Genomic DNA, 23062 nt, shown 5'->3' on the forward strand with positions numbered 1-23062 from the left:
TTGTCCTCAAAGCGCCCTCGCCACTCACGTGCGGGCGGCAACTTCCCCCAAATCCACTTCTGAACTGAACCCGCCATGGCGATGCTTAGCTGGCTCGTTCAGAAGGCCGGCGAGCCTGAGGCCTTCAAGGACTCCTTCGAGCCGCTGTTCGCGAACGATTGCGGCGAGCAGCGAAACGGCCTCCTCCCGATGGACGGTGAAACCCACGTCAGGCGCTCGCTGAACCAAGAGGTCCAGCAAGCTCGGAAGTTCAGCAACGTGGTCGCGTAAGGTCGAGACCACATCATTGGCGAGATAGGTCGCCAAATCCCCTTTCGCCGGCGGATCAAAGTCCAACTCGACCGCGGCGCGCTTCTCGATTGCCTCTCGTATCAACTGGCGCTGGCTTCGTGCATTCATCGAGAGCATAAACGCCGCATCCGCGAGCTTGTCGCGCGGCAAGCTTCTCAGTTCGACTATGCGAGCCTGGATGTCGCCAACCGAACTCTCACGCCCTGCATCTGCTCGCCGCGCGTTAGCGGCTGCCCTGCTCTTTTGCACCCGAACCATCGTCATGCTCTCCGGCGGACGATATATCCCGGCAATACAGCGGAATTAAAGTGCAAAGTTGTGTGGTGCATGCGCGCAGTCCGCCTGACGAACGCCGAACCGGCGGTCGCGCGAAGGACTCAGAATGCGCCATTTTCGTGATGCGCTCGTGCTTTTTTAGTCCACAAGGCACGGGATGGCATGTTGTCGGGTCGGTGGCTACGGCCGAGCGAAGGCCTGCTTCCAACATTCCGTCAGTAGGTGATAGGCAGCCAGGTGGTGGCGGCGGGCGGATTACCGCCAACCTTCCAGGGAGGACGAAACCGGCCAGATATTCCGGACGACAACCAGACCGTGGACCAGATCCGAGACGGACGACGTTGCGTTTGCACCCTTGCTTCGGATCCGCTCGCTTTGGCTATCTTCGGGAATATTATAGCGGAAACGGGAAACTGGGTTTGTCCACCATGTAAGGGCCCGCCGGGTAAACGGAAAGATTGGGACACCGGTTGAACGTGCCCGGGTTAACCCCGATTTCACGCGTGATCTCGTTGGATCGCGAGAACGACGCAGCCGCCGTGGCAGGGCCCTCACCCGAAGTTTTAACCGAACTTAAATAGGACACCGTAACCGCCGCGTGGGTAACTCCACTCGATATCACCACTTTCTTCGCAGATCACCCTGCAGGTGCCGCATTCGATACACCCGTCGACTGTCACCTCAACATGACCTTTATCGCTGAGCTCGTAGCACCGTGCAGGGCAGGCCTTCAACATCGACAAGAGCCGCGAGGATGGCGTGGTGTGCGGACGCACCTTGATATGGGCACGGCCGGAATCGACAAGATAACGGTTGTAGAATAGTTTATCCTCGACACGTTGGGATGGCTCGCTCGGCATTGTTTCTGGCTCCGTCGTTCGTCGTTGTCTTAGGTTTGGATCACCGCCAGGCCCGGGCAATGCGCACGGCATCGCTAAACAGCCCACTCCAAGACCGCGCCTTGATGAACGAGCTCAGCATTAGCTTCTCTTTCTCGAGCTTTGGTGTGCCGTCGACGCGCACGTAATCCTGCATCGCCTTGGAGAAGAGCTGCGGATATGTGAGAAAGAAGTTCTGCGAGTGGGTATGCATGAGTGCCGGCATATCCTTGTACTTCTTCAGGTCCTTGATCACGAAAGAATCAGTTAGCATTTTCTTGTAAAGTGAAAGATTTTTGGCCGTCATCGGATCTTTTCGCGATCTGATAAGGCAGATCGCTTCCGCCGCGATACGGCCCGACGTCATCGCCAAATTGGACCCCTCGCGATGGATCGCGTTGTTAAGCTGGGCGGCGTCTCCGACGACCACCCAGCCCTCCCCGCAAAGCTGCGGGATCGCCCTGTACCCACCTTCGGGGATCAAGTGTGCGGAATATTCCTTGACCTCCGAACCTTCGATGAGCGGCGCGACGGATGGATGACGCTTGAAACCCTCAAGCAGGCCGTAAGGCGTCTCGCCGGTACGCTGGAAGTCGGCAACAAGACAGCCAATACCGAGCGAGATGCATTCCTTATTGGAATAGATGAAGCCCATACCGGTCATGCCGCGGGAGATGGTTCCGACCGCTTCGATGACGAGCCCCTCGTCGCCTTTGAGATTGAAGCGAGCGTCGATTGTCTCGCGTGACAAAAAATGCATCTCCTTAACCGCGAGTGCGACCTTGTCCGGTTTCGGCCGCCCCCTTAAGCCCGCGCCCGTCCCGAGCACTCCGTTCACCCCCTCGGCCAGCACGACAACATCTGCATGGATTTCACCCCCATCGCGGTCTGTGCGCACCCCGACGACCCTGCCATAGGAATCCTGGAGGAGCTCGGTCACCGTGGTCTCGCACAGCACTGTAGCGCCGGCGTCGCGGACCTTCTGCGACAACCATTTATCGAACTGGGCGCGGATGATGGTGTAGCGGTTCGGCTTCTCCTCGTTGAAATCATCGGATCGATAGTGAATCCCGGTGTGCGAACGCTCGTCCAGGATCCAGAAGCGTTGCTCGACTAGATGCCGCTCAAGCGGCGCATCTTCTCGGAAATTCGGGATCAGCTTCTCCAGCATGTCGGCATAAAGGATGGCCCCTTGCACGTTCTTCGACCCGGAATACTCGCCGCGTTCCAGCTGCAGCACTTTCAGGCCCCGCTCGGCCATTGTAAGCGCCGCCGCGTTCCCGCCCATGCCAGCACCGACGACGATGGCGTCGAATCTTTCCTGAATCATAACAAGCTCCCCTAGCCAGCGATGCGGTCGTGCGAGTGCGGCGATAGCTGCGCGCGGAATGCAGAGGTCAACGCCGGCAACAGTCGAATGGCGTCGGTGACGATGCCGATATGGGCGAAGTCGAAGATCGGAGCATTCTTGTCAGTGTTGATGGCAACGATGAGGTCGCCGCCCTCCACGCCGACGCGATGCTGGATAGCGCCGGAAATGCCGGCCGCGATATAGAGCTTTGGCCGGATGGTTTTCCCGGTCTGGCCGATTTGTCGGTCCGAGGTGGCCCAACCCTTCTGGACCAGCGGCCGCGAGCAGCCATATTCGGCGCCAAGCACGTCCGCGAGCTGGTGTACCAGTTGGAAATTTTCAGGCGATCCCAGACCGAGCCCTCCAGCGACGACCACGTCGGCATAGGCAAGGTTGGACTTTGTAGAATCGCGGTCTGGCAGGAATGACAGGACCTTTGTGACGATATCTTCTTCTACAAGTCCGAGCGGATGCGAGATGACGCGCGAGACGGCGCCTGTCACGCGCTCGGGCATCGGCATCACGCGCGGACGGACGGTTGCCATCTGTGGACGATAGTTGAGTGTGTAGATCGTGCACAATAGTGAGCCGCCAAACGTCGGCCGGGTCGCTGCAAGCGAGCCGTCGGCATCGACATCGAGCTCGGTGCAGTCGGCAGTTAGGCCGGTGAGCAGTGTGGTCGCCACTGAGCCGGCGAGATCACGGCCGAGTGTTGTTGCCCCTAGGAGTAGGATTTCCGGCTTGTAAGTGTTGACCAGCTCTGACAGGGCCTTGGTATAGGACTGGTTGCGATAATCGGCCAAGAGATTGTCCGCGACGATATAGGCCAGGTCGGCGCCGTAGCAGAACGATTCGGCGACCGCCTGCTGCGTTGTCTCCCCGACCGGGCCGATGACAACCGCGGCGAGGTCAACATTGAGCTTGTCGGCGAGCCGGCGGCCGGCACCCATCAGCTCCCATGAGACGGGGTGCACGACCCCGCGTTCCTGCTCGATGAAAACCCAGACGTGCTTATACGGCTTAAATCGCTCGGGCAGCTCCCTCTTGGTCGCCGCGCGACCACCACCCGCGGCCGGAGCTGCACTTTTCGGTGTGGTGCTCATCATCTGTACTCCCATTTGCCTTCAGTTGCGGCTCGCCAGCGCAGCATGCTCCGCCTCCAGGTTGGAATTCGCGTTGAAGTTTTTTCAGTTAAGCGTCGGGCCGGATGCCGGCCGGCATCGCGACAGCACCGCCTGGCAGCAACGCGGGGCCGACACAGCCGTTGCTGGATCTTGACGACGAGCCCGGAAGCATGCGCTTCGGGTTCGTTCCGGATGCGGCATTCTGGGAGGACGGTTTGGTTCCGGGCAATGCTAAGGCACCGACCGGGCCGGTCAGGCGTGCCGGTCGATTGGTCCTCCTCATCTTAGAGATGCAACCGAGGTGCAACAGATTGAGGACCTGCGAGAGGCTCGGCTGGTAAGATTGTCGGCCGCGTCGTCGCCGGTGGAAGCGCGATCTCATTGCTCCGAGTGCGCTTGTTTCTTGCCGATCATAGCGACAGGCCCGCAACTCCTGGCGAGGACAGGAGGGGCGGCGCTCAAGGCTCCCGGTCAACAGCGCCGCACGGCCGGCGCTGTTGAGCAACGGCTCCCCCCGCGAAACCTCGGCCAAGGATCGGCCAACGGGGGCGCACGAATCAAACGCACCTTTCAGCTCAGCCAAGTATGCGACCCTCGCTTTGGCGTCGCGACGCATTATGGTGCCGGCAGGCAGCGCGCGCGAACCTGCGCGGCGTCAAAAATACAATCGATGCGGACCAAGACGTGCATGCGCTGCTCCAGACTAGCTGAGCATATGACAGCAATTGTCGTACCAATTGCGGAGGCGATGAAAATTGACCGCTATTTCACAATCTTACTGAAGAACGAAGTCGGATTGGCGGCCTCTCACGAGGTCGAAACATTCGAGATCGTACTGACCCGTGTCCGGAATGCGACAGAAGACACTCATCTGAACATTGCTGAGTTTTCCGCGCAACATGTGCGGTCCCGCTGCCGGCACATGATTGCAGGAGATAGGTACACCTGCGTACCAGCTCGAAAGGATGGAAATATCGGCGGTGAGTCGTGATTGGCCCCTAAGGAGCCGTGGTGATGAACTGCGGATCCGCGAGGCGCAACTGCAACTTTCCGCTTGAATTCGAAGCCATGGCTTGCTGTGAGGCTCTTGGGACCTTCACGGTCCAGAGCACGACATATAAGCTCAATTCACTCCAACAAATCGAGCTGGACCAATGCGGGATGCTTGTTCGCTTGTGGTGCGGTCGCATCCTTTAGCACCTTGAATACGCGCTGTTCGATCGGCGAGGACGTGACGAAGTCGGCATAGGCGCGCTCAAGCGTGGCCCTGCAACGCGCGGCGATCTCAGGATCAGATGCACCGGTCAACTCCTCGCCTGCGAGATATTGGCCCATGCGGCGCAGGATATGAAGCCGCGCCACATCGACGATTTTCGCATCGTACTCGACGCCGAGCAGTGCAAAAAAATCCTCTGCCGCAGAGGCCTTGTTCAATCGCGCAAGGATCCCATCCGTCGTCATTCTCAACCTCCATCTCGATCCGCGCCCAGAAACGACCAGGCTGGAATGTTTCAACCCGATCGCGCGACGCGCGTGGCTGATTCGCTGGTGACGAGCGAGCTCTCGTGAATGTCGCGCCAGATCGCCACCACCGTTTCCTGCGCAACCAGACCTTGGTGCTCGATGGCATGCTTGCGGACGGGCGCGGAGATGGTTTCGCTTTGCTCGGCGCCGAAAGAAAGTTGCACGACAGCAGCAAGGTGATCGCGGCGAACCCTGAATGCTTGCCGATTACAGTCCGGAGGGAGCGCTCGGGCGGCCCCGAGTCGAGCCCTTCGTAGCTGCGCCGGGTCCTTTAACAGCCCGTGGACGTGGATGCCGGATTCATTTGGTAAAGACATGCTCGTCGACAATCGCCTTGTTAAGCGGCACGGTACGGGACGCAGGGGCTGTACCGACGACCGCGGTTTTTTCCAGTTCGGATAGCAGCACGCCGGTATCACCGCAACGGAGCTGTCTGAGTGCGACGGCAACTTCCTTCAGCGGCGCATTGTCGGCTCCTCGAGCTATCAACCCACGATCATCAGACGCCGCCTCGACCCTAGGTCGGGTGCGCGCAATCGTTTGCCCCGACCTGTTTTCACCCCCTATGCGACAGGTGGCCGAAAGCTCGTAGGACATACCCGCAATGGCGCCAAAGAGGGGTATCAATAATGAACTCAGCCTTTCAAGCTTGGGACGGCTTGGACGGCGTCATCAAGGCGGCGCAGATGATCCCGCCGACGTCCGGCCATCCGGCTCTCCTCGCTCTCTTCGCCGAAGCAAAGATCAAAATCATTGCATTCCGTGCAGACCGGCGTGGTACACATCACCAGGCCGTCATCTTCGCATAGCATGCGATAGAAGAAGCGCTTCCAGCGCATGTTCTTCGTATTGCGAGCCGCCAGCGGCCCGAAATGGCGCATGAGGACACGGGACAATTCATCCCGCTTCCGCAGGCCGAGATCTTCCCACAAGTGATTAGGCTCCATGGCGCGCCGCGCGATCATCGTCGCGAGCCAGCCGCCAACCTCGCCACGAGTAGAACGTTGCGCAAGCAGGAGGTCGCGTACCATAACTGTCTCGTCAGGCGCCGGTAAGGCGGACTGATCGCGCCAGGTATAGCTCCTGACCGGGGTCGATGGGAAGTATTGCACCAACAGCGCATTGAGCTCCTGGTTGGTCAAGCCAGCCCGCTCGGGAAGTTGGCCGCCATCCATGGCTGATGTGGCCAGAATGCAAGCGAGCACATGGTGATCGAAGTCATCATTGTCGCTGATGTCGACTTCTGCCGGATGGCGCCCGGTCAGAAGCTGGTAGAGCTCACTCGCGTCGCGCTGCTCGGCGGCGTGAGCTACCGATACGCGAGATGAGATCGTGTCGGCCGTTTTTCCTTGTCTGCCGATCATAACTTTCGCACAGCTTCTGAGTGGACGATGTCGGCCTTCCCGGATCGAGAAGGCCGACAACATGAACTATGCCGAAATAGCGGCGAGCTCGGCAGCGGTCTTGCCGACCTGGCTCTCGTCGACGGGCTTGATGATGCCGTGCTCCATGAGCATATCTTCGAGCTCGTCCATGCTGATTGGCGTCGGGATAGCGCCTTGTCCGGCATTATTGTGGATCTTGGTCGCGAGATTGCGATAGTGATCCGCCTGCTTCGAGTCCGGCGCGTATTCCAGCACCGTCATTCGGCGCAGCTCCGCGTGCTGCACGACATTGTCGCGCGGCACGAAGTAGATCAGCCGGCTACCGAGCTTCTTGGCAAGAGCATCGGCAAGCTCCAGCTCCTTGTCGGTCTGCCGCTCGTTGCAGATCAGCCCGCCGAGACGCACGCCGCCGGAATTCGCATACTTCAGAATACCCTTGGAGATGTTGTTGGCGGCATACATCGCCATCATCTCGCCGGACATCACGATGTAGATTTCCTGTGCCTTATTCTCACGGATAGGCATCGCGAAGCCGCCGCAGACGACGTCGCCGAGCACGTCGTAAGAGACGTAGTCGATGTCCTCATAAGCGCCATTCTCTTCCAGAAAGTTGATGGACGTTATCACGCCCCGTCCGGCGCAGCCGACCCCCGGCTCCGGACCACCGGACTCGACGCATCGAATGTCCCTGTAGCCGAGCTTGATGACGTCCTCGATTTCGAGGTCCTCGACGCTGCCGGCATTCGCCGCCAGGCTCAGAATGGTGTCTTGCGCTTTGGCGTGCAGGATGAGGCGAGTCGAGTCCGCTTTGGGATCGCAGCCGACGATCAGAATCCTTTGGCCCAGCTCAGCAAGGGCCGCCAGCGTATTTTGCGACGTCGTCGATTTGCCGATGCCACCCTTGCCATAAAACGCGATTTGTCTCAGCGAAGACATGTTGCTCTCCATCAACCGATTGCTAATTTTTCGCGCCGAATGCGCGAGCCTGTTTCTCTCGTAGAAACCATGGGCACACGAGTTTCGGGAAGGAGGCCATCGCTCGCCATCAGCGTCGGCGTGCCCTCAGCCCTCGCTCGTTGTTGCTCCATCCAGTTAGCAACTGGCGTGCCATTTCCTTCGCACCTGCATTAAGCCTCTGATCACCCTCGACTAACAGCGTGGCCTCGGACGCCGGCGTGCTGTGGCGGACCGGACAGCCGCAAGGGCTCTGACAGAAACCCGACAAAGCCTCGGCGCTCGGATTCCACTGCGAGCGCCGGCCAAGGAGCACAAACGGGAAATCCCGCGCCTTACGCCCGAGACAATTGAGGAGACGACATGTTGCAGATCGGGCTCGAGGACATCGCCACCATCAAAGGCGAATGTTCCACGACGGGCATGGCGGGCACTTGCCGCCAGATCGGGTGGCATATTGCTTGCTCAGCCGTGGAACGATGTTCCGTGTGACCCGATGTGTGAGGACAATATGCTTGGAATTGGAAGTAAGTTGCCACCGTTCGACATCATAGGCGTGAAGCCCGGCTTTCACCTGCAGGAGGAGGATGGGCAAAGCGCTTTCGAGACGCTGACTGAGAGAAGTTTCCCCGGCAAATGGAAAGTCATCTTTTTTTACCCGAAGGATTTCACATTCGTCTGCCCGACCGAAATCGCCGAGTTTGCCCGTCTGACGAAGGATTTCGCCGGTCGCGACGCAATCGTGCTTGGTGGGTCGACCGATAACGAGTTTTGCAAGCTCGCCTGGCGGCGTGACCATAAGGACCTGCACCGTCTATCCATCTGGCAGTTTGCCGACACCAAGGGCGCACTGGTCGATGGCCTTGGAGTGCGCTCGCGTGATGGCATCGCACATCGCTATACCTTCATCGTCGATCCTGAGAACACGATCCAGCATGTCTATGCGACTAGCCTCAATGTCGGCCGCAGCCCCACCGACACGTTACGCGTTCTGGATGCGATACAGACTGATGAGCTCTGCCCTTGCAACCGCGAAATCGGCGGCGACACGCTTAAAATTGCCTGAGGCAACATATCGATCGTGCAGTTGGACGAGCGTTCCGGCCGCGGGACGTCAGACGCAATCGTTCTTCGATGATGTCAGGTGAGACGATGCTGCCGCAAACACTGCTAGCGCGTGCGATCCGCAATTCAGGTCTCTTTACCGGTCATGAACTCTGACGCCGCCGCCGCGATATTCGCGCGGCAGTCGCGGCGGCGATATCCACGGTCTCGATCACGACGATGAACAGCGTTCACGGCCGCTTCGCTCAACTCACATCATCCCGAACACAAGCGGATGCCAGCGCGGCTGCCCATGAACATACAAACACTTGTACGCTTCTGCGCCTGCCGGACGCACATCTCCCGCCGGAGTTCCTTATACTTCGTCGTAGGCCGGACCGCGGTTCTCTTTTGTCTGCGGCTTACCGGCATGCAACTTCGAGGGGGCGATCCAGCGCCCACGGGGTCGGAAACAGGGTACCAATCTCTCCCGCTTGGGCATTCTAGTACCCGGAATCAGAGCTGAGTGATACGTCGAGCTTTGAAGGGACGCTGGCGGACCTTTTTCTTGGTCCAGACGAATGGCTCAGCCTTGCCGTTATATGCTTTGATGTAGGCATCGATGTGCTGCTCGAGCTGTTTGAGGCTTGTGAACGAGGCGCCGCTCAACGACTGCCCCTGTAGGATCGAAAACCACACCTCGACCTGATTGAGCCAGGATGCGCTGGTGGGCGTGAAATGAAATTTCACATTGGGATGTGCCTCGAGCCATTCCTCGTTCCTCTGATGGGTGCTGAGGTTGTCGAGAATGACGTGAAGCTGTCGGTTCGGAAATGCTGCGGTCACGCGATCCATGAAGTCGAGAAACTCGACCCGGCGACGTCGCTTCGAATGCGTCGCAAGGATCTTCCCGGTAGCGACTTCCAGCGCTGCAAACAGCGTGGTCGTGCCATGCCGCTTGTAGTCGTGACTTTGCCCGGTCAGGGATCTGCCGTTGGGCAGTTTCAGATAACCCTGCGCTCTTTCCAAGGCCTGAATCGAGGGCTTTTCGTCCACGCATAGCACAATGGCCTTTTTCGGTGGGGCGACATAGAGGCCAACCACGTCGGCGGCTTTGGCCGTAAACTGCCGGTCGCTGCTCTCGCACCAAGACTTGCGAGCGACGAGATCGATCTTGTTACCGCGCAAGAACCGCCAGACATATTGCACGTCGACATCGCCAAGTTCCCCAGCCAGCAGAGGCCCAGTCCAGCGCGCGTACCCAGCGGGGGGCGACTTATCGAGCAACTTCAAAATCCGCTTGTCAGTGGCCTTCGTATAGATCGGCTGTTTGCCCGGCAGGGGCTTGCTTTGCAGACCTTCAAGACCATGATCCGCATAGCGGTGCCGCCAAAGGCTGACAATCCGAGGCTGGACCCCAACCTCCTTGGCGATCGATCGGGTGCTGCGACCTGCTGCTGCCAGCAGAACGATCCGGGCTCGCTTCAAATCGCGCTGCAACGTCACCGGTGAGCGGCAACGTTGCTCAAGCACTTGGCGATCTTTCTTCGAAAGATGGACTTCTCTTGCTTCGGGTATCATCCTCGACGTTGAATCATGACTCACTTCCCAGGGAAAGTGGGTACTAGGTTTCAGTCGCCGCGCCTTGAGAAGGATGGACGCAGCGGCAGATGGCTTAGCCGCAAACGACGTGTGCCTGCCGTCGATCGACGCGCTCGCACAACGTATTTTCCGGGCCCGGCAAATCTATATTCAGCGCCTAAGCAGCACGTTGCGACGAGGATTCGCTTGAGTCGCTGATTGAACACGACAATCGGTCGGGTTTAGGTCAAGTAACCGGATCGACGGAGAAGCCGGTCAGCTCGTTCGCCGCGCGACCTAACCGTCGGCGCCGAGCCTGAGACGACCAACTGGCCAGTAATCGCACGCCGCCTGACGGTCTCGATCATCACACCGGTCGATTTCCGAAGCTTGATCCCATCTCAGCGCTGGTGACCCAAGCCAATCCCCAAGGTGGACGCTTTCTGCCTTAGGGAGCCTTCGGATCGCTTCATAAGCTTTGAAACCCTAGCTACAGGGGTGCGGGCCCTTGAGTGCGCCTTGAGCAGCTTGACCTCGTCCTTACTATATTCTTTGCGCTTGGTGCTTTTCGCCACGTCATGTTCTCCGATTTCGCTTTGCACATCTATCTGCAGCGCCTTGTTTTTGAAAAACGACGCAACCGCTTCCCATTACCATATCAATGACCATCGGCAACTATTCAAGCGGGCTTTTATCTTCCAGATAAGAACATGAACTACACGCGAATTTGTTCTCTGTCCTTCTGTATCTTTATCCGCGTGACCAACCCGATTCCCGACGCGCGCCAGGCGGTTCAACATGGAAGCAAGCTATCGAGACAGGGATGCTCGATTCGGTCCTTCAAACAACAACTCGAAAGCGCTCGCTGGATCGGCCAGGACGATCGTTGTGCTCCCGCGCATGATGAACCGGCCTTCACGAGTGTACGGCGTTACCGCGCGAAGAATAAACGTCCTCTCATACCTGCTCGGTTCTGCGGACATCCTGCGACGGATGAAGTTTTCTTCGTCAGCTGACCGAGCACGGCTTGCTCTTCCTCATTTGACCGCCGCAGTGTTCTTGATCGAAGGGGCCACGTAGAGATAGCCAGGAAATTCCATCCTCAGCGAACAAGATGCGAGACCATCGCCTGCCCCGTGTCATGGACCCGATGAACGAGCGAGCGACCTGATCGTGATATTTCGCCAGGCCGGGCACGACGGCATGGCAAAAAACCCGCGGGCCCAGCGCCCTGTGAGCCTGGCACCGGCAGCGATTGCTTGATCATGACATGGCAGAGCGCTTGGCCAGCACAATGCCGCTGGCGCGCCGCGGATCATTCGTGATCTGCGCACATTGATCTCCGCGGTCGAGTAAATGCAGGTCGAACTGGCCAAACCGGCGGAACGGAGTGTGCGTCATGTCGGAGGCGTCGCAACAAATCCAGGCAAGATGTGGAAATTTCTGCCGGAGCGTCAGGCAGGGCTCAGAGCCTGTGTCAATAGCGGCGAGCGTCTGCTCAATCATGGTCAATTCACCTTGGCACACCATCCACAAATCCTCATCGCCAGAATAAACGTTCAGGATCGGCATTCAGAACCGTTGTCGCCAAGCCAAGCCGTTGATGGGTCGAATGCCACTCCCAGACGCCCTTACCGTGATCTTTGCGGAACAGCTGCCATGCCGCCCCAGTCCTGTCGTGGCGCAGCAGCGCGATCTCGACCAGGCCGCCCTCCGCATTGATATTGCCTGAGCAACACGGGCTCTCGACCAGATAGCCGCCAGGAACCGCAGTCACCTCTGGCGAGACATATCGGTAGCGCTCGCGCTTCGTGAGTGCGCGCACGATTCGCCATCGGTCGAGCTCGTTGGGATGCGCAGGCAAGCCGGAATGATGTCTTCTGATGATTGCCGCGTTCATTGCGCAACCTCCTAGACTGCAGAAATTTCTGCCTCGATGCAGCCAACCACCAACTGCTTGCCGAAGTCGACCATATAAATGAATAGGTTCGCGTCCGTATGGCGACCGATCTGGACGATCTCACCAACGTGCCCGACGCTGACTAGACACTCTTCCGGCGACGCGTCCGGAAAGGAACCGTCATTGAGCAGATCTATCGCCGCCTTGACACGTTGGCCTGACTGGTATCTTGGCAGTCTTGGTTCGATCATCGGGATGCCGCTCCTGGCAAGGAAGGCTCCTCGCCTTCGCGGCTTCGCCTGACTAGATTGAGCTCCTTGCCTTTCATGCCGACGCGATAGCCGGAGCCGAGGAATTCGACCCCATAGATATAAAATTGTTGTAGGAACGTGCCGATCGAGACGACATAGCCAAGCTCACCTTTCTTGACCAGAACCTCACCAATCTCCTTGCCCACATAAGTGCCGTCGTTGCGGATGGTGCGGTTGGCCCGCACCTTGTCGCCATAGTCAAACAAGGGGGCGTCCGTCAGCTCGACGATCTCACTATCGCGGGCGATGTTGCTCATGCTGTCGTCCCCGTTCCACAGTTCGATACAACGTCTCGCACAGCCGCGGCCGCCGCCCGTCAATGCGGAGCATCAACCGCCCGAATTTCTGAACCGCTAGTGTCGTCATGACATCCATCGTGGCCCTCAAGCAGGCTCCTGGTGACGCGGCAGCGCCGCGTCGCGCACGCATGTATTGTCAACGGGGCAAACCGCCACGCATTGTGGCTCGTCAAAGTAGCCGGCGCACTCGGTGCATTTCTCAGGATCAATCAGGAAAACGCCGGCTCGCTCGGAAATAGCGAGGTTCGGGCATTGCGTTTCGCACGCCGAACAGCCCGTGCATTGCGACGCGATGATCTTGAACGGCATTACTTGAACCCATCCTCAGGCGGCGGAAGTCAGCGCGTTGGAGCGGGCCGCTGCATCGACCCTTTCAACGTGATGGATCTTCCCCTCATTGACTTTATCGAGATAGAGTTTGAACCAGGCGGTGACCGAGCCATCGATGAACTCGCAGGCGTACCGATCGACCGGCTCTATGCCGGCCTTGATCAATTCGGCCTTCGGGCAGCCGCCGATCTTTGACACGAATATGGCGTGGCAATCCTTGATGGCGCCGATGGCCATTTCGAGCTTGCTGTCCTCGCCATGACCACCTTGGCAATAGGAATGGATTGCTCGATGACCAACGTATTTTGCGCCTGAAGTCGAGAGCTCGTAAATCTGGAACTCCTTGGCATGGCCGAAGTGCTGGTTGATCAATCCCGAGCCCTTGGTTGCAACCGCCACCAACACCTTGATTTCGCTGGACGCGCTGGCGAGCCGCGCAAGCGCGTCCTGCTTGGCCGCAAGCTTCGCGGTGCGCGCCTTCTCAACCTTAGCCTGATACTCCTTCCGGGCCTGCTCGTCGTATTTGATGTCCATCACCATGATTTTTTCCATTGTGAACTCCGCGCCACGGTCCTCCCCGAGCAGTCCGACGGCGTCGGCCCGGCACTGGCGACAGTGACGCATCATGTTCATCTCGCTTTCGCAGCTATCCTGCAATGCTGTCACTTCCTGTGCAGTCGGGCCGCGTTGCCCCCTGAGGCCGAAGACGGTCCCATGCTCCGGCGACGATATCAGCGGCATCACGTTATGCAGGAAGGCGCCGCGCGACTTCACGGCCTTGTTAACCTCGACCAGATGCTGATCGTTAATCCCGGGGATCATCACCGAGTTGACCTTGCACAGGACGCCGCGCGCGGTGAGCATCTCCAGCCCTTGGAGCTGTCGATTGCTGAGTATTCTTGCGGCTTCAATGCCGGTGCAGCGCTTGTGGCCGTAAAAGATCCACGGATGGATCTTTGCACCAATTTCGGGATCGATCATGTTGATCGTGATCGTCACGTGGTCGACCTTGAGTCTCGCGATTGTGTCGACATGATCGGGTAGCGCAAGGCCGTTCGTCGAGAGGCACAGCTTGAGATCTGGCGCGAGCCTATTGACGAGCTCGAATGTCCTGAATGTCTTGTCCGGGTTCGCGAGCGGATCGCCAGGACCGGCAACGCCGACCACGCTCATCTGAGGGATCGCGGAAGCGACCGCCAGCACCTTCTTGGCGGCCTGCACCGGCGTCAACTTTTCACTGACAATGCCAGGCCGCGATTCGTTAGCGCAATCGTACTTACGATTGCAGTAATTGCATTGGATATTGCAGGCGGGTGCGACGGCGACATGCATGCGGGCATAATGGTGGTGCGCCTCCTCGCTGTAACACGGATGGTTCTTCACCTTTTCCCAGATCTCAATTGGCAGATTGGCGATGCCAGCCTGAGATCCGCAGCTTGCCTTACCGCTGCCACCGATCGTACCGCAGCCCTTGTGCGTCGCCATGACTTGCATGGTCTCGCTGATCTCGCCGCCGCAGGATACCTGGTGTTGCGCTGAAGTACTCATTGTTCCAATTCTCTTCGCAAGCCGAACCCTTTCGGCAAGCATCCCCAGAGTCTTTCTGGAAAGCCAAGAGCAACTGGCGTGCCATTCCTGCAGGATGAATTTAACATTTCGCTTTCAAGTACTTAGCTAAGCCCTGGTCGATTGTTAGCTTTATCAATTCATGTTGGAAAGCTGACAAGGGTTGCGATCACAACAGCGCTGACACCATTGTTTTGAGGCCCGGCAGGCAGCGTCAGCTATGGCTTCGGCAAACGGCAGGCGGGTGGCGTCGTTTGAAAGTTGATCTTCCGTCAGAACGTGACGCCTAGGCAAAGCACAATCCGCAAAAGACGTCCGGGGCGCTTTGAAGGACAGGTTGATAAGGCGAGCCTAGAAGCAGAGAAAGCAGTCCTGTGACTGACCTATGCCATGGAAGATCACGCGGACCCCTGCGTGATGCTCCGGAAGGGCATTGTCAACCAGGTGAAGAGAAACGCCCGCTCGCCAGGGTCAGGGATCATCACGAAGGTTGATACTTCTGAGCCTGCGATCTGGGCCGGCGCGCGACTCAACCATTCAAAGCTGAACCTTATGGAGTCCAGCCATTGGCCTGACGCTGTTAAGACGCGCGGAATGCAACGAGCGGCCTGGCGGCCGCCGAAAAGGGGAGGTCGCGAAGGCCTCCCCACCAACGCCATCCCGCTGGCCGGATGCCTCGATGCTGCGCCCCGGCCAAGATACTGCCTTTGGCAGCGCGCGGCAGCACGATCTTGGTTCCGAACAAGGCTGCATGGGCTGTCGCGTTGACCGGTACGCGCTCACCGCGCCCGCCAAGACTTCCCTGGACATCCCGGTTGGACGACGTCCATAGACACGGAGTTTCATTTTTCGGTTGCTTCGCCGCCGCGCTTCTTGGCGTTTATGGTGATTGGTAGGGTGGTGTCGCTCGCCATCGCCGGTAGGTCGAGCACCCAGCCGTTTGCGATTTTAATCCAACCACCCCACAGCGTCTCGTGCTCCCAGCCGACGATCGGCTCCTCAAGATCTTTCTTGGGTACATAAATCGAAAGGCCTGTCTCAGGCGAACGACGAATCATGACCTTCATAGGGGCTCTGCAGGTTGCGAACTCTCGCCCGCACGCTCCTGACACGCACGCAACAGGGCTCTCTGTTCGGAAGTAATGTGCGCCAGGACTTGCAGCACACGATCGATCTCATCCAGCGCCGTCTCTCGCGAGAGCGAGAAGCGAACCGCACCGCGCAAAAACGCCGGCGCTACTCTCATCGCGCGCAGGACATGGGACGGCTCCATCGAGCCGCACGCGCAGGCTGAACCGAGTGAGGTGGCAATTCCGTCGCGATTCAGGTGGTGGACGATGGCCTCCGCTTCGAGACGCTCGAAGGCAATGTTAGAGGTATTTGGCAGGCGGTTTTTGATATCACCAAGCACGATGCAACCGCCGAGCGCGAGAATGCCGCGCTCCAGCCGGTCGCGAAGGGCGCAAATCTGGATCTGATCTTGTATGAGGTGTGCCGCCGCGAGTTCCGCCGCCTTGCCGAGCCCAACAATGCCTGGGACGTTTTCGGTGCCAGCGCGGCGACGCCGCTCTTGCACGCCGCCGAAGATCAGCGGCCGGAACTTAATGTCCTTGCGGACATACAGCGCGCCGATGCCCTTCGGACCATGGAGCTTGTGGCCGGAGAGCGACAGCATATCGATGTCCGTCGTCTTCAGGTCAATGGGAATCCGCCCGACGGCCTGGACTGCATCGGTGTGAAAGAGCGCGCCGACTGAGCGCGCCATCTTGGCGAGGGACTTCACCGGAAAGATCGTACCGGTCTCATTATTCGCCCACATGATCGAGGCGACTGACGTACGCTCCGACAAGGCATTGCCATAACTCTCGATGTCCAATCGACCGCTTGCATCGACCGGAATGACATGGATCTTGATTCCTCGTCGGCCCAGCTCCTCGGCAAGAGACAGCACGGCCGAATGCTCAACGGCGGTTGTGACGATCTCGTCGCGTCCTTCCTGCACGGCGAGCGCGGACAGGATCGCAGTGTTGTCAGATTCCGTCGCGCCGGAGGTGAAAACGATTTCGTGATCGAATGCCGCGCCAATGAGAGCCTGCACATTTCGGCGCGCCTGCGTCAATGCGGGTGCAACCTCAATGCCGAATGCATGCCCGGACGACGCATTGCCGAATTGCCCAGAGAAGAACGGCAGCATCGCGGCGACCACCAAAGGATGTGCAGGGGTCGTGGCGTTATTGTCCAGGTAAATCGGACGCACGGAGAGTTCGCTCTGCATTTAAGCCCTCACTTTGGCAGCTCCGGGGAACGGGATCAGGCGGGCAAACTTTCCGAGCCGCTCGATCAGGCGCGCCTGAATAGCCGCGAGCGTCGTGCCCGCAAGCTTGCATACCCTGCAAGCGCCGGTTAGCCCGACCATGATCTTGTCGCCGTCTATTGCGACGAGCTCACAATGTCCCCGATCGCGCCTGAGGCTTGGCCGACTCTCATCGAGCACGGCGCGGACAATCCGCTCGCGATCGGAAGGCTCGATAGTCCGAGACTGCTTCGTAGGTTCAGCCTTCGGGCCCATGTTCGATGCTCATTCCATTGCCAAGCGTACCAAGGCGACTCAGCTGAACGATTTGCCGCATGAACAGCTCGATTTGGCATTTGGGTTATCGAAGCGGAATCCTGATCCTTCGAGCGACACCACGAAATCGATCGTGGTGCCGTTGAGATGCGCCCGGCTCGCGTTGTCGACAAAGACTTTAATCCCGCCTTGCTCGAACACGGTCTCATCGGAGCTTGGCTCATGAGCAAGACCCATTTTATATGTGAATCCCTGGCAGCCGCCGCCTTCGATCATGATCCGCAAACCGGTTGCCGGCTGCACTGTCGAGGAGATTGCGGCCTTCAGTGCGTTGATGGCGCTATTCGTTAGGTTGATCATCTCTGGCTCGTTCTCAGTTCTCTCGCAAAGCACAAATGGCAAATCCCATGCCAGTCGAGATGCAGATGAAACCAGCTTCTATTGCAGAGGCCCACCATTCGATTTGCGACCTGTCGGGTTCGCGACAGGCGGTTTTCCGGCAGCAGGATGTCATGCGTGCGAGGCCTCGTGATGGTGACAGCAGGTATCCCCGCAAATCGCGCCAAGCCGCCGTTTACGCACTACGTCGCTGCAGACATCGCGGACGGCAAACAACTTGCAGGAAGGTAGGGGCACGTCGCATTGGGCGACCCGTGCACACCACAAATTGATGAGGAGACTTCCATGACCTCAATCGACAACACCGCTCTTGGCCCGCTGGACAAGGAGGGGCGATTGCTGAATGCGGTGCTTAAGAGTGAAACAACGAAGTCCGGGCGATTTGGGTTTCGAGGCGACATCGCGCTGAAGTTCCAAGCCCAGCTCGCCGACGAAAAACGACCGCCGGATTATTCCATCGAACAAGTTCTTGCAATTGCACAAGAAGGCGAACCAGCCATCCCAGTCCTTGCCGGATATCTGCATTCCTTCGCTTATCTACCCGAGGCCGCGAAGGTGCTGGATGGCAGGCTGAGCCCCAACGGCAGCTATTTCATCTTCTGCAACAACATTGATCTGCTCGCGAAGTACCGCACAAAAATAGGCGACATCACCTTCCGCATTCTGCCTTGCAACGAATCAACCGTATGGAAGGAGATGATGGACCTCGCCGGCATCGACAAGAACGACCTCAAGAAGCTCGGTACCGCCGCAAGGCTCGACTACTTGCTCGATGCAGCCAAGGAACTCGATGGATCATACACGGAGATCTCATACGAGGACGGCCTAGCCAAAATGGAGCCGGTGAAGAACAGAAGCGAAAACCGCCCAGTCTGAGGCATCGCCTCAGATCCCTTTCTCGCCAGCTCGACAGTCCGCCGCAAAGAGATTCACTGCAAACGCTTCGCCTGCGGCGGGCTCTTTCAAACCTTGGCGATGCACTTCCGGCCCAGCTTTTCGGGCAGATGACATGCCCACTCTGCTGGTCGTGTGTTGGCCAAGAGCACTGTCGTCATCACGCTGTGGCCGGCTCACCGCGACGGTCCGACTGAGCGGGTCTATCGTGATCAGGACATTCTAAGTCTGACCGGTTCATGGTCGCGGTCACACTTCAAAGGCCGATCGACGGTGTGTGGATTGGCTTTGGCGTTGTGCTCCAGGCCTTTGCCGGCCTGGGCGGCGCTGAGATGTCGCGCGAGGAGCGATCACTATGCTGATGGTTCACGGAAGGGCCGGCGGTGATCCGGACATTCCGGGGGTGCGCGATGTCCGTGCTGCGGAAGCCGGCGGCATCCGCCACTGCAGCGACCACGGATGGATGCAGAACTCGCGCCGACCCGGATGCGCGGTAGCGTACGTGCGAAATCGCCTGACAGAATCCGCCGCAGGGAGTGTGGAGGACGGAGTGGTCGCCAAAGGGGTGGAGGTGCTGGCAACTGTGTAGGAGTGCCCGAGTACCCGTCGCGGTAATCAGCAGCACCCGCAGGTCGAGCAGGCGGGTGGACTTCCCGTCAGCCTCGGCTTCGGCCACGCAGGCTTCGACCTATCGTCTCGGGCGTGCGCCTGATTACAGGCCCAGCAACAGCCCTTGCGATCTGCATGGCGTGCAACGCCGCGGCCTTTGAGCAGTTGATCCGCCGCAACGAACATCGAGGTCGGATGCCCTGAGGGATCGCTGAGGTCCTTGTGGATGCGGCCGACCAGAACATCACCCTGGCCAGCGGCGGCGATTGGTATCGGACCTCGTTTTTGGTGCGGTCGGACGACCTTCACGCCGGGCGCTTGCGCCATGATTGGGCGCACATGCTCCTCGCTGATCGGCTTCTCGCATTCGAAGTTGATGGGCGCGCAGCACGGGTACGCGGATGCAGGTCACACCAGTCACGATTATCCCGTCCGAGAAGATCTTGAAAGTTGGCAATTGAGATTGACACGCGTGAATTTCCGGAACCTTTTCCTTCGCAGCGGCGCCGGCCCCGCTGGTGACCCGCTAAGTTGCGCTTATCACGCGCTTGATGCGATTCTTCTGGTGCGATGATGCCCTTGCGGTCGCAGACGCGGCCCGCATTGATCTCGAGGATCACCAGCGGCAGGTTCGGATCCATTCGGAAAGCGGAGGAGTTGTCGACCACGACAGCGCCTGCCCTGACCGCGATCGGCGCGTCCGTTTTGGAGATGCCGTTGCCGTCCGAGAACAGGGCGATGTCGTCAGCTCCTCGATCACGACGCCCTTGCTCCAGAACGACATCGTCTTGCCGGGCGAGCGGGAGCTGGCCAGCGCTTCAGCCTGCCAAAGCGAAAGCCGCGGCTGTCCGTGGAGGCGAGAATTCGGCGCCCCCCCGCCGCCGGTGACCGCCGACAATCGCGAGCACGGGATCGTTACTCACATTTTCCTCCATTTCCGTTTGAGCATGATCTGGTCGGAAACTCGGATTCCACTCTTCCGGATCAGCCTGTGCAGACAACAAAAAAGTGCGGGACCAATGGCGGCGGGGCTTCGGTAGAGCTGGTGCGTTCAGTGGACGAGTAGGCGCGCATGCCTCTCCGGGCCCCGAAGGCCGTGGTGGTCTTGGTCGCGCGTTTGGTGATCGTGAGCATGACCGCTACTTGTGCGGTATGCTTCGCAAGAATTGATGTTGAAGAGTTACTGATCGATGGTTTGAAGCATTCGAGATCCGACACTCTCAAGTCGCCTTCAGCATTTTCTGAACCGACCACCTCCTTTTTTTAAGAACAACACGTTCTGTTCATTATGCTAGCCCAATAGAACATGGGATCGACGTCTGGGGCGGCGCAACCGGTAGGAGACTGCCAGATCGAACCTCGATGCTGCATTTAAGTTCTTCGAAGGGGCGGTTTGTGCCGGAAACGGCAAACATAACTGCGTGAGTAATGCTCGATGTGAGTAGCAGATCGATAGTGTCGAGCTACAAACCTGAGTTGTAAAAACGGCGGAGCCGGCATCCCTTGAATACAAGCACTAACGAGACACCCAGCAACGAAGAGCCGCAGGGCGTGGCATCGCTCGTTGTCGGCTAGGTTTTCCTTGTGGCGTGCGTGTCGCAATCGCCCTGAATGATTCTGCTGGTGGCGAGCGATTCGAAGGCGCTAATTGGGCCCGATGGTGCGTCTTCTGATTAACATTTCTCTTCATGTCTCCTCCTGCGGCTGGACGTTGGGAGCCCCAGGAGACTTCTCTCGCGGAACCGAACAAGATCCGCCGCAAGAAACCTTCTCGTCCCTGTAGTTGGCTAGGGCTTGGAGCAGCCGTGGCATATAATACTTCTTCGCACGCTCCGCTGGCAATTCCGGCATAGCTTTCGGATCGTCTAGCCACGTCATCGCCCGCTCGATCAGCTCGATCGCATGTTGCTTGTCACCACTCTCGTGGTAGTACTGAGCGACCACCATATAGGAAGAGCAGTTGAGGCCGCCGAAGGCCTGCCCAGGATTGAGGATATGTTCCGAAACATCCCTGCCGATCGCAAAGCGTTCCGCACGCGGGAGGTGCGTGTTGTCGTTCTCCGCATCAAAGAGTTGCCTCATCGCGCCAACCAGCGCACTCAAAGCCTCTGACTGTGTCTCAATCGCATCTCGAACCAGTTGGCGTAAGACCTGGAAACCAGTCGCCGTGTCGCGCATTTTGTGAAGCAACAGATGCGCATGAATCTCCCGGAAGTGGAGATTGTCCGGCGTCGCGGCAATGCCCTCTTCGACGGCTAATAGCGCTGTCGGCCAGTCCTTTGCTTCCATCGCCGCTCCAATTCTCCGGTGCATTGAGCGTTCGCGCGCTAGGCGCTGGCCTTCCGCAATCCGTTTCGCATCAGCGAATTTAGCTTGATAGCTGCTGCGCCAAGTGCCGTTTATTATTTTCGGTAAGACGTCGTCGAGTGTGATCGGATGACCGATATAGGCAATGTGGCCGTCGCGATCGACGACGAACGATGTCGGAATCCCAACAGATGAGCTGGCATCCATCCAAAGCTTGTTCATTTCGCCCGTACTGTCGAACCCGATTCGATAGTTCAAATTTGAGAACTTCTCAGTCAACCATACGTCCAGCTTGGTACGAGCCTCATCCGCCGTTGGTGCTTGTTCGCTAGCTGCGACTCCGACGACCTCAAGCCCCTCGTCTTTGTATTTTGCTTGCAGCTCAATGAGATGGGGCATCGCCTCCTCACATGGACCGCACCAACTTGCCCAAAATTCGACGATGTACACTCCCCCTGGCTGGAACTTCGTAAGGGGGTCGCCACGCAGCCAGTTCTCGACTTTGAGCGAAGGAGCCGGGGTCGCCATGCACAGCACCATCATTTCTTCTCCAAAGTCAGTTGTTGCGAGAGCTTGTCTTTACACTGAGTTAGCAATCACCGTGCCAGGCGCTCCGCGCGCACTAAGCACATGAAAAAGCTTTGAGAAACATCCACACGCCCAATAGGTCCACTGTAGACTGACATGCTTTGCGTGAGCGTTAGATTTCGGGCACGCATCGCGCCCTTCCGGTCACCAAAACGCGAATGCGCATCCCCGAGCCGCGACGTAGGCTTCGCCGTAACGCTCGGCGGCGGGCTCAGGGCGCTGAGCGAGTTAAGGATCACCCCTTAACTGCCGCGCGATCTAGCCGGGGTGCCCAAGGCCGCTCACATCGCCTGCCGAGTGTCTGTTGATCAGGCGCAAAGGCGGAGACTGCGCGCGCAGCCCTGAACAAGGCGATGCTAGCCAGCCCGACAGGCTACTCACGAGCATTTCTGCCGCACTGAAACCATGCAGAATTCGCAACCAAAGTCACCTAGCCCATCAACTCCTTGCGCCGTGGTTACTGTGGTCCGCGAGCACGAGACGGCGCGGTCGTGTCATTTGATCATTTGACCGATCCCCCCGAAGGACAGCCAATAGTCCATGTTCGGGCACGGTCAGCTCAGGAAAGCTGGATTGATAGCGAAGAAAGTCGCTTCAACCCCGTGGCGCGTGCGTCTGACAGTTTGTTGGACACACCCGCGCGCAGGCGCTGCAGCCGATGCAAGCGCCTTCGTCATTCAGCACCATGATTTTTTTTTCGAGCTCATCGTCCTCCTCATCGAGATCGATGATTTGGCCAACCTCGCTTAGCCCCTTCAGCGTCATGACCTCGCGGCCGCAAACCTTATAGCAGCGGCCGCAGCCGATGCACTTCTTGAGATCGATAGAAACCAGGTAATCCGGCTCCCAACTGCGGCCGTCTCGGGTCCTAAATGACATGGC

The 23062-nt window shown here is 58.5% G+C and carries 24 protein-coding genes and 1 pseudogene; 3 read left to right on the plus strand and 22 right to left on the minus strand.

The window, feature by feature from the left end:
* Positions 1 to 24: 24 nt before the first annotated feature.
* From ACVIN2_RS15545 to ACVIN2_RS15560, 4 genes are all read right to left on the minus strand, one after another.
* Entirely contained in the window at positions 25 to 555 is a 531-nt protein-coding gene (locus ACVIN2_RS15545; RefSeq protein WP_456766225.1) for a hypothetical protein, read from the minus strand.
* A 575-nt stretch (positions 556 to 1130) separates the two neighbouring features.
* Entirely contained in the window at positions 1131 to 1427 is a 297-nt protein-coding gene (locus tag ACVIN2_RS15550) for a ferredoxin family protein (protein WP_007600062.1), read from the minus strand.
* A gap of 40 nt (positions 1428 to 1467) precedes the next feature.
* Positions 1468 to 2775 carry an FAD-binding protein gene (locus ACVIN2_RS15555; protein ID WP_456766226.1) on the minus strand — a complete coding sequence of 436 codons (1308 nt, stop codon included), beginning with the start codon at positions 2773 to 2775 and terminating at the stop codon, positions 1468 to 1470.
* A gap of 11 nt (positions 2776 to 2786) precedes the next feature.
* The gene (locus ACVIN2_RS15560) at positions 2787 to 3902 is read right to left on the minus strand and encodes an electron transfer flavoprotein subunit alpha/FixB family protein (RefSeq protein WP_007605656.1); all 1116 of its coding nucleotides are present in this window, start codon (positions 3900 to 3902) and stop codon (positions 2787 to 2789) included.
* A 733-nt stretch (positions 3903 to 4635) separates the two neighbouring features.
* On the opposite strand from ACVIN2_RS15560, the gene ACVIN2_RS15565 reads away from it, so the two are divergent.
* A complete protein-coding gene (locus ACVIN2_RS15565) occupies positions 4636 to 4911 on the plus strand; it encodes a hypothetical protein (RefSeq protein WP_456766227.1) in 276 nt (91 codons plus the stop codon).
* Between the two features lie 137 nt (positions 4912 to 5048).
* Here the strand turns inward: ACVIN2_RS15565 and nifW are convergent, their stop codons facing one another.
* The 4 genes from nifW to nifH all read right to left on the minus strand — a co-directional run bounded on the left by nifW (position 5049) and on the right by nifH (position 7765).
* Positions 5049 to 5381 carry a nitrogenase stabilizing/protective protein NifW gene (gene nifW / locus ACVIN2_RS15570; RefSeq protein WP_007600046.1) on the minus strand — a complete coding sequence of 111 codons (333 nt, stop codon included), beginning with the start codon at positions 5379 to 5381 and terminating at the stop codon, positions 5049 to 5051.
* A 50-nt stretch (positions 5382 to 5431) separates the two neighbouring features.
* Entirely contained in the window at positions 5432 to 5608 is a 177-nt protein-coding gene (locus ACVIN2_RS15575; protein WP_157158627.1) for a hypothetical protein, read from the minus strand.
* Between the two features lie 471 nt (positions 5609 to 6079).
* Positions 6080 to 6808, minus strand: coding sequence for a nitrogen fixation protein NifQ (locus ACVIN2_RS15580; protein ID WP_456766228.1), 729 nt, complete (start codon positions 6806 to 6808; stop codon positions 6080 to 6082).
* 66 nt (positions 6809 to 6874) lie between these two features.
* On the minus strand, positions 6875 to 7765 hold the full coding sequence (gene nifH, locus ACVIN2_RS15585) for a nitrogenase iron protein (protein WP_007600043.1): 891 nt from the start codon (positions 7763 to 7765) through the stop codon (positions 6875 to 6877).
* A 529-nt stretch (positions 7766 to 8294) separates the two neighbouring features.
* Between nifH and ACVIN2_RS15590 the strand changes: the two genes are divergently transcribed.
* Positions 8295 to 8849 (plus strand): peroxiredoxin, encoded by a 555-nt coding sequence (locus ACVIN2_RS15590; protein WP_456766229.1) that lies wholly within the window; start codon positions 8295 to 8297, stop codon positions 8847 to 8849.
* A gap of 494 nt (positions 8850 to 9343) precedes the next feature.
* On the opposite strand, the gene ACVIN2_RS15595 is transcribed toward ACVIN2_RS15590, so the two are convergent.
* The 11 genes from ACVIN2_RS15595 to ACVIN2_RS15645 all read right to left on the minus strand — a co-directional run bounded on the left by ACVIN2_RS15595 (position 9344) and on the right by ACVIN2_RS15645 (position 17743).
* Complete coding sequence (locus ACVIN2_RS15595) at positions 9344 to 10408, minus strand: IS630 family transposase (RefSeq protein WP_456766185.1); 1065 nt, start codon at positions 10406 to 10408, stop codon at positions 9344 to 9346.
* Between the two features lie 1263 nt (positions 10409 to 11671).
* Positions 11672 to 11938 (minus strand): hypothetical protein, encoded by a 267-nt coding sequence (locus tag ACVIN2_RS15600; protein ID WP_456769731.1) that lies wholly within the window; start codon positions 11936 to 11938, stop codon positions 11672 to 11674.
* 10 nt (positions 11939 to 11948) lie between these two features.
* Positions 11949 to 12308 (minus strand): DUF3024 domain-containing protein, encoded by a 360-nt coding sequence (locus ACVIN2_RS15605; protein WP_456766230.1) that lies wholly within the window; start codon positions 12306 to 12308, stop codon positions 11949 to 11951.
* 11 nt (positions 12309 to 12319) lie between these two features.
* Entirely contained in the window at positions 12320 to 12559 is a 240-nt protein-coding gene (locus ACVIN2_RS15610) for a nitrogen fixation protein NifZ (protein ID WP_456766231.1), read from the minus strand.
* Positions 12556 to 12876 carry a nitrogen fixation protein NifZ gene (locus ACVIN2_RS15615; protein ID WP_456766232.1) on the minus strand — a complete coding sequence of 107 codons (321 nt, stop codon included), beginning with the start codon at positions 12874 to 12876 and terminating at the stop codon, positions 12556 to 12558. The genes ACVIN2_RS15610 and ACVIN2_RS15615 overlap by 4 nt, the downstream gene beginning before the upstream one ends.
* 126 nt (positions 12877 to 13002) lie before the next feature.
* Entirely contained in the window at positions 13003 to 13227 is a 225-nt protein-coding gene (locus tag ACVIN2_RS15620; RefSeq protein ID WP_456766233.1) for a 4Fe-4S binding protein, read from the minus strand.
* 15 nt (positions 13228 to 13242) lie between these two features.
* Positions 13243 to 14796: a nitrogenase cofactor biosynthesis protein NifB gene (gene nifB, locus ACVIN2_RS15625; RefSeq protein ID WP_456766234.1), complete on the minus strand. Its 1554-nt coding sequence runs from the start codon at positions 14794 to 14796 to the stop codon at positions 13243 to 13245.
* Positions 14797 to 15656: 860 nt separating this feature from the next.
* The gene (gene nifT, locus ACVIN2_RS15630; RefSeq protein ID WP_007600030.1) at positions 15657 to 15881 is read right to left on the minus strand and encodes a putative nitrogen fixation protein NifT; all 225 of its coding nucleotides are present in this window, start codon (positions 15879 to 15881) and stop codon (positions 15657 to 15659) included.
* A complete protein-coding gene (gene nifS / locus ACVIN2_RS15635) occupies positions 15878 to 17089 on the minus strand; it encodes a cysteine desulfurase NifS (RefSeq protein WP_007600029.1) in 1212 nt (403 codons plus the stop codon). Before nifS ends, nifT begins: the two co-directional genes overlap by 4 nt.
* Entirely contained in the window at positions 17090 to 17383 is a 294-nt protein-coding gene (locus tag ACVIN2_RS15640) for a NifU family protein (RefSeq protein WP_456766235.1), read from the minus strand.
* A gap of 39 nt (positions 17384 to 17422) precedes the next feature.
* Entirely contained in the window at positions 17423 to 17743 is a 321-nt protein-coding gene (locus tag ACVIN2_RS15645) for an iron-sulfur cluster assembly accessory protein (RefSeq protein ID WP_317245389.1), read from the minus strand.
* Positions 17744 to 18067: 324 nt separating this feature from the next.
* Between ACVIN2_RS15645 and ACVIN2_RS15650 the strand changes: the two genes are divergently transcribed.
* On the plus strand, positions 18068 to 18658 hold the full coding sequence (locus ACVIN2_RS15650) for a hypothetical protein (RefSeq protein ID WP_085394607.1): 591 nt from the start codon (positions 18068 to 18070) through the stop codon (positions 18656 to 18658).
* A 674-nt stretch (positions 18659 to 19332) separates the two neighbouring features.
* On the opposite strand, the pseudogene ACVIN2_RS15655 reads toward ACVIN2_RS15650, so the two are convergent.
* The 3 genes and pseudogenes from ACVIN2_RS15655 to fdxB all read right to left on the minus strand — a co-directional run bounded on the left by ACVIN2_RS15655 (position 19333) and on the right by fdxB (position 23059).
* Positions 19333 to 20220: pseudogene (locus ACVIN2_RS15655) on the minus strand (aspartate-semialdehyde dehydrogenase).
* 751 nt (positions 20221 to 20971) lie between these two features.
* A complete protein-coding gene (locus ACVIN2_RS15660; RefSeq protein WP_456769732.1) occupies positions 20972 to 22132 on the minus strand; it encodes a TlpA disulfide reductase family protein in 1161 nt (386 codons plus the stop codon).
* A gap of 642 nt (positions 22133 to 22774) precedes the next feature.
* Positions 22775 to 23059: a ferredoxin III, nif-specific gene (gene fdxB / locus ACVIN2_RS15665; protein WP_456766236.1), complete on the minus strand. Its 285-nt coding sequence runs from the start codon at positions 23057 to 23059 to the stop codon at positions 22775 to 22777.
* Positions 23060 to 23062 lie beyond the last annotated feature (3 nt).

This window comes from Bradyrhizobium sp. USDA 3650, assembly GCF_054057395.1.

What these genes read in the sequence shown, in the direction of transcription:
- nifH (WP_007600043.1), bottom strand. Translation starts at nt 7,765, where the DNA reads ATGTCTTCGCTGAGACAAATCGCGTTTTATGGCAAGGGTGGCATCGGC.
- ACVIN2_RS15595 (WP_456766185.1), bottom strand. Translation starts at nt 10,408, where the DNA reads ATGATACCCGAAGCAAGAGAAGTCCATCTTTCGAAGAAAGATCGCCAA.
- nifT (WP_007600030.1), bottom strand. Translation starts at nt 15,881, where the DNA reads ATGAAGGTCATGATTCGTCGTTCGCCTGAGACAGGCCTTTCGATTTAT.
- fdxB (WP_456766236.1), bottom strand. Translation starts at nt 23,059, where the DNA reads ATGTCATTTAGGACCCGAGACGGCCGCAGTTGGGAGCCGGATTACCTG.
- ACVIN2_RS15645 (WP_317245389.1), bottom strand. Translation starts at nt 17,743, where the DNA reads ATGATCAACCTAACGAATAGCGCCATCAACGCACTGAAGGCCGCAATC.
- ACVIN2_RS15615 (WP_456766232.1), bottom strand. Translation starts at nt 12,876, where the DNA reads ATGAGCAACATCGCCCGCGATAGTGAGATCGTCGAGCTGACGGACGCC.
- ACVIN2_RS15605 (WP_456766230.1), bottom strand. Translation starts at nt 12,308, where the DNA reads ATGAACGCGGCAATCATCAGAAGACATCATTCCGGCTTGCCTGCGCAT.
- ACVIN2_RS15580 (WP_456766228.1), bottom strand. Translation starts at nt 6,808, where the DNA reads ATGATCGGCAGACAAGGAAAAACGGCCGACACGATCTCATCTCGCGTA.
- ACVIN2_RS15555 (WP_456766226.1), bottom strand. Translation starts at nt 2,775, where the DNA reads ATGATTCAGGAAAGATTCGACGCCATCGTCGTCGGTGCTGGCATGGGC.
- ACVIN2_RS15550 (WP_007600062.1), bottom strand. Translation starts at nt 1,427, where the DNA reads ATGCCGAGCGAGCCATCCCAACGTGTCGAGGATAAACTATTCTACAAC.
- ACVIN2_RS15590 (WP_456766229.1), top strand. Translation starts at nt 8,295, where the DNA reads ATGCTTGGAATTGGAAGTAAGTTGCCACCGTTCGACATCATAGGCGTG.
- nifS (WP_007600029.1), bottom strand. Translation starts at nt 17,089, where the DNA reads ATGCAGAGCGAACTCTCCGTGCGTCCGATTTACCTGGACAATAACGCC.
- ACVIN2_RS15545 (WP_456766225.1), bottom strand. Translation starts at nt 555, where the DNA reads ATGACGATGGTTCGGGTGCAAAAGAGCAGGGCAGCCGCTAACGCGCGG.
- ACVIN2_RS15600 (WP_456769731.1), bottom strand. Translation starts at nt 11,938, where the DNA reads ATGGTGTGCCAAGGTGAATTGACCATGATTGAGCAGACGCTCGCCGCT.
- ACVIN2_RS15660 (WP_456769732.1), bottom strand. Translation starts at nt 22,132, where the DNA reads ATGGTGCTGTGCATGGCGACCCCGGCTCCTTCGCTCAAAGTCGAGAAC.
- ACVIN2_RS15565 (WP_456766227.1), top strand. Translation starts at nt 4,636, where the DNA reads ATGACAGCAATTGTCGTACCAATTGCGGAGGCGATGAAAATTGACCGC.
- nifW (WP_007600046.1), bottom strand. Translation starts at nt 5,381, where the DNA reads ATGACGACGGATGGGATCCTTGCGCGATTGAACAAGGCCTCTGCGGCA.
- ACVIN2_RS15610 (WP_456766231.1), bottom strand. Translation starts at nt 12,559, where the DNA reads ATGATCGAACCAAGACTGCCAAGATACCAGTCAGGCCAACGTGTCAAG.
- ACVIN2_RS15640 (WP_456766235.1), bottom strand. Translation starts at nt 17,383, where the DNA reads ATGGGCCCGAAGGCTGAACCTACGAAGCAGTCTCGGACTATCGAGCCT.
- ACVIN2_RS15620 (WP_456766233.1), bottom strand. Translation starts at nt 13,227, where the DNA reads ATGCCGTTCAAGATCATCGCGTCGCAATGCACGGGCTGTTCGGCGTGC.
- ACVIN2_RS15560 (WP_007605656.1), bottom strand. Translation starts at nt 3,902, where the DNA reads ATGATGAGCACCACACCGAAAAGTGCAGCTCCGGCCGCGGGTGGTGGT.
- nifB (WP_456766234.1), bottom strand. Translation starts at nt 14,796, where the DNA reads ATGAGTACTTCAGCGCAACACCAGGTATCCTGCGGCGGCGAGATCAGC.
- ACVIN2_RS15650 (WP_085394607.1), top strand. Translation starts at nt 18,068, where the DNA reads ATGACCTCAATCGACAACACCGCTCTTGGCCCGCTGGACAAGGAGGGG.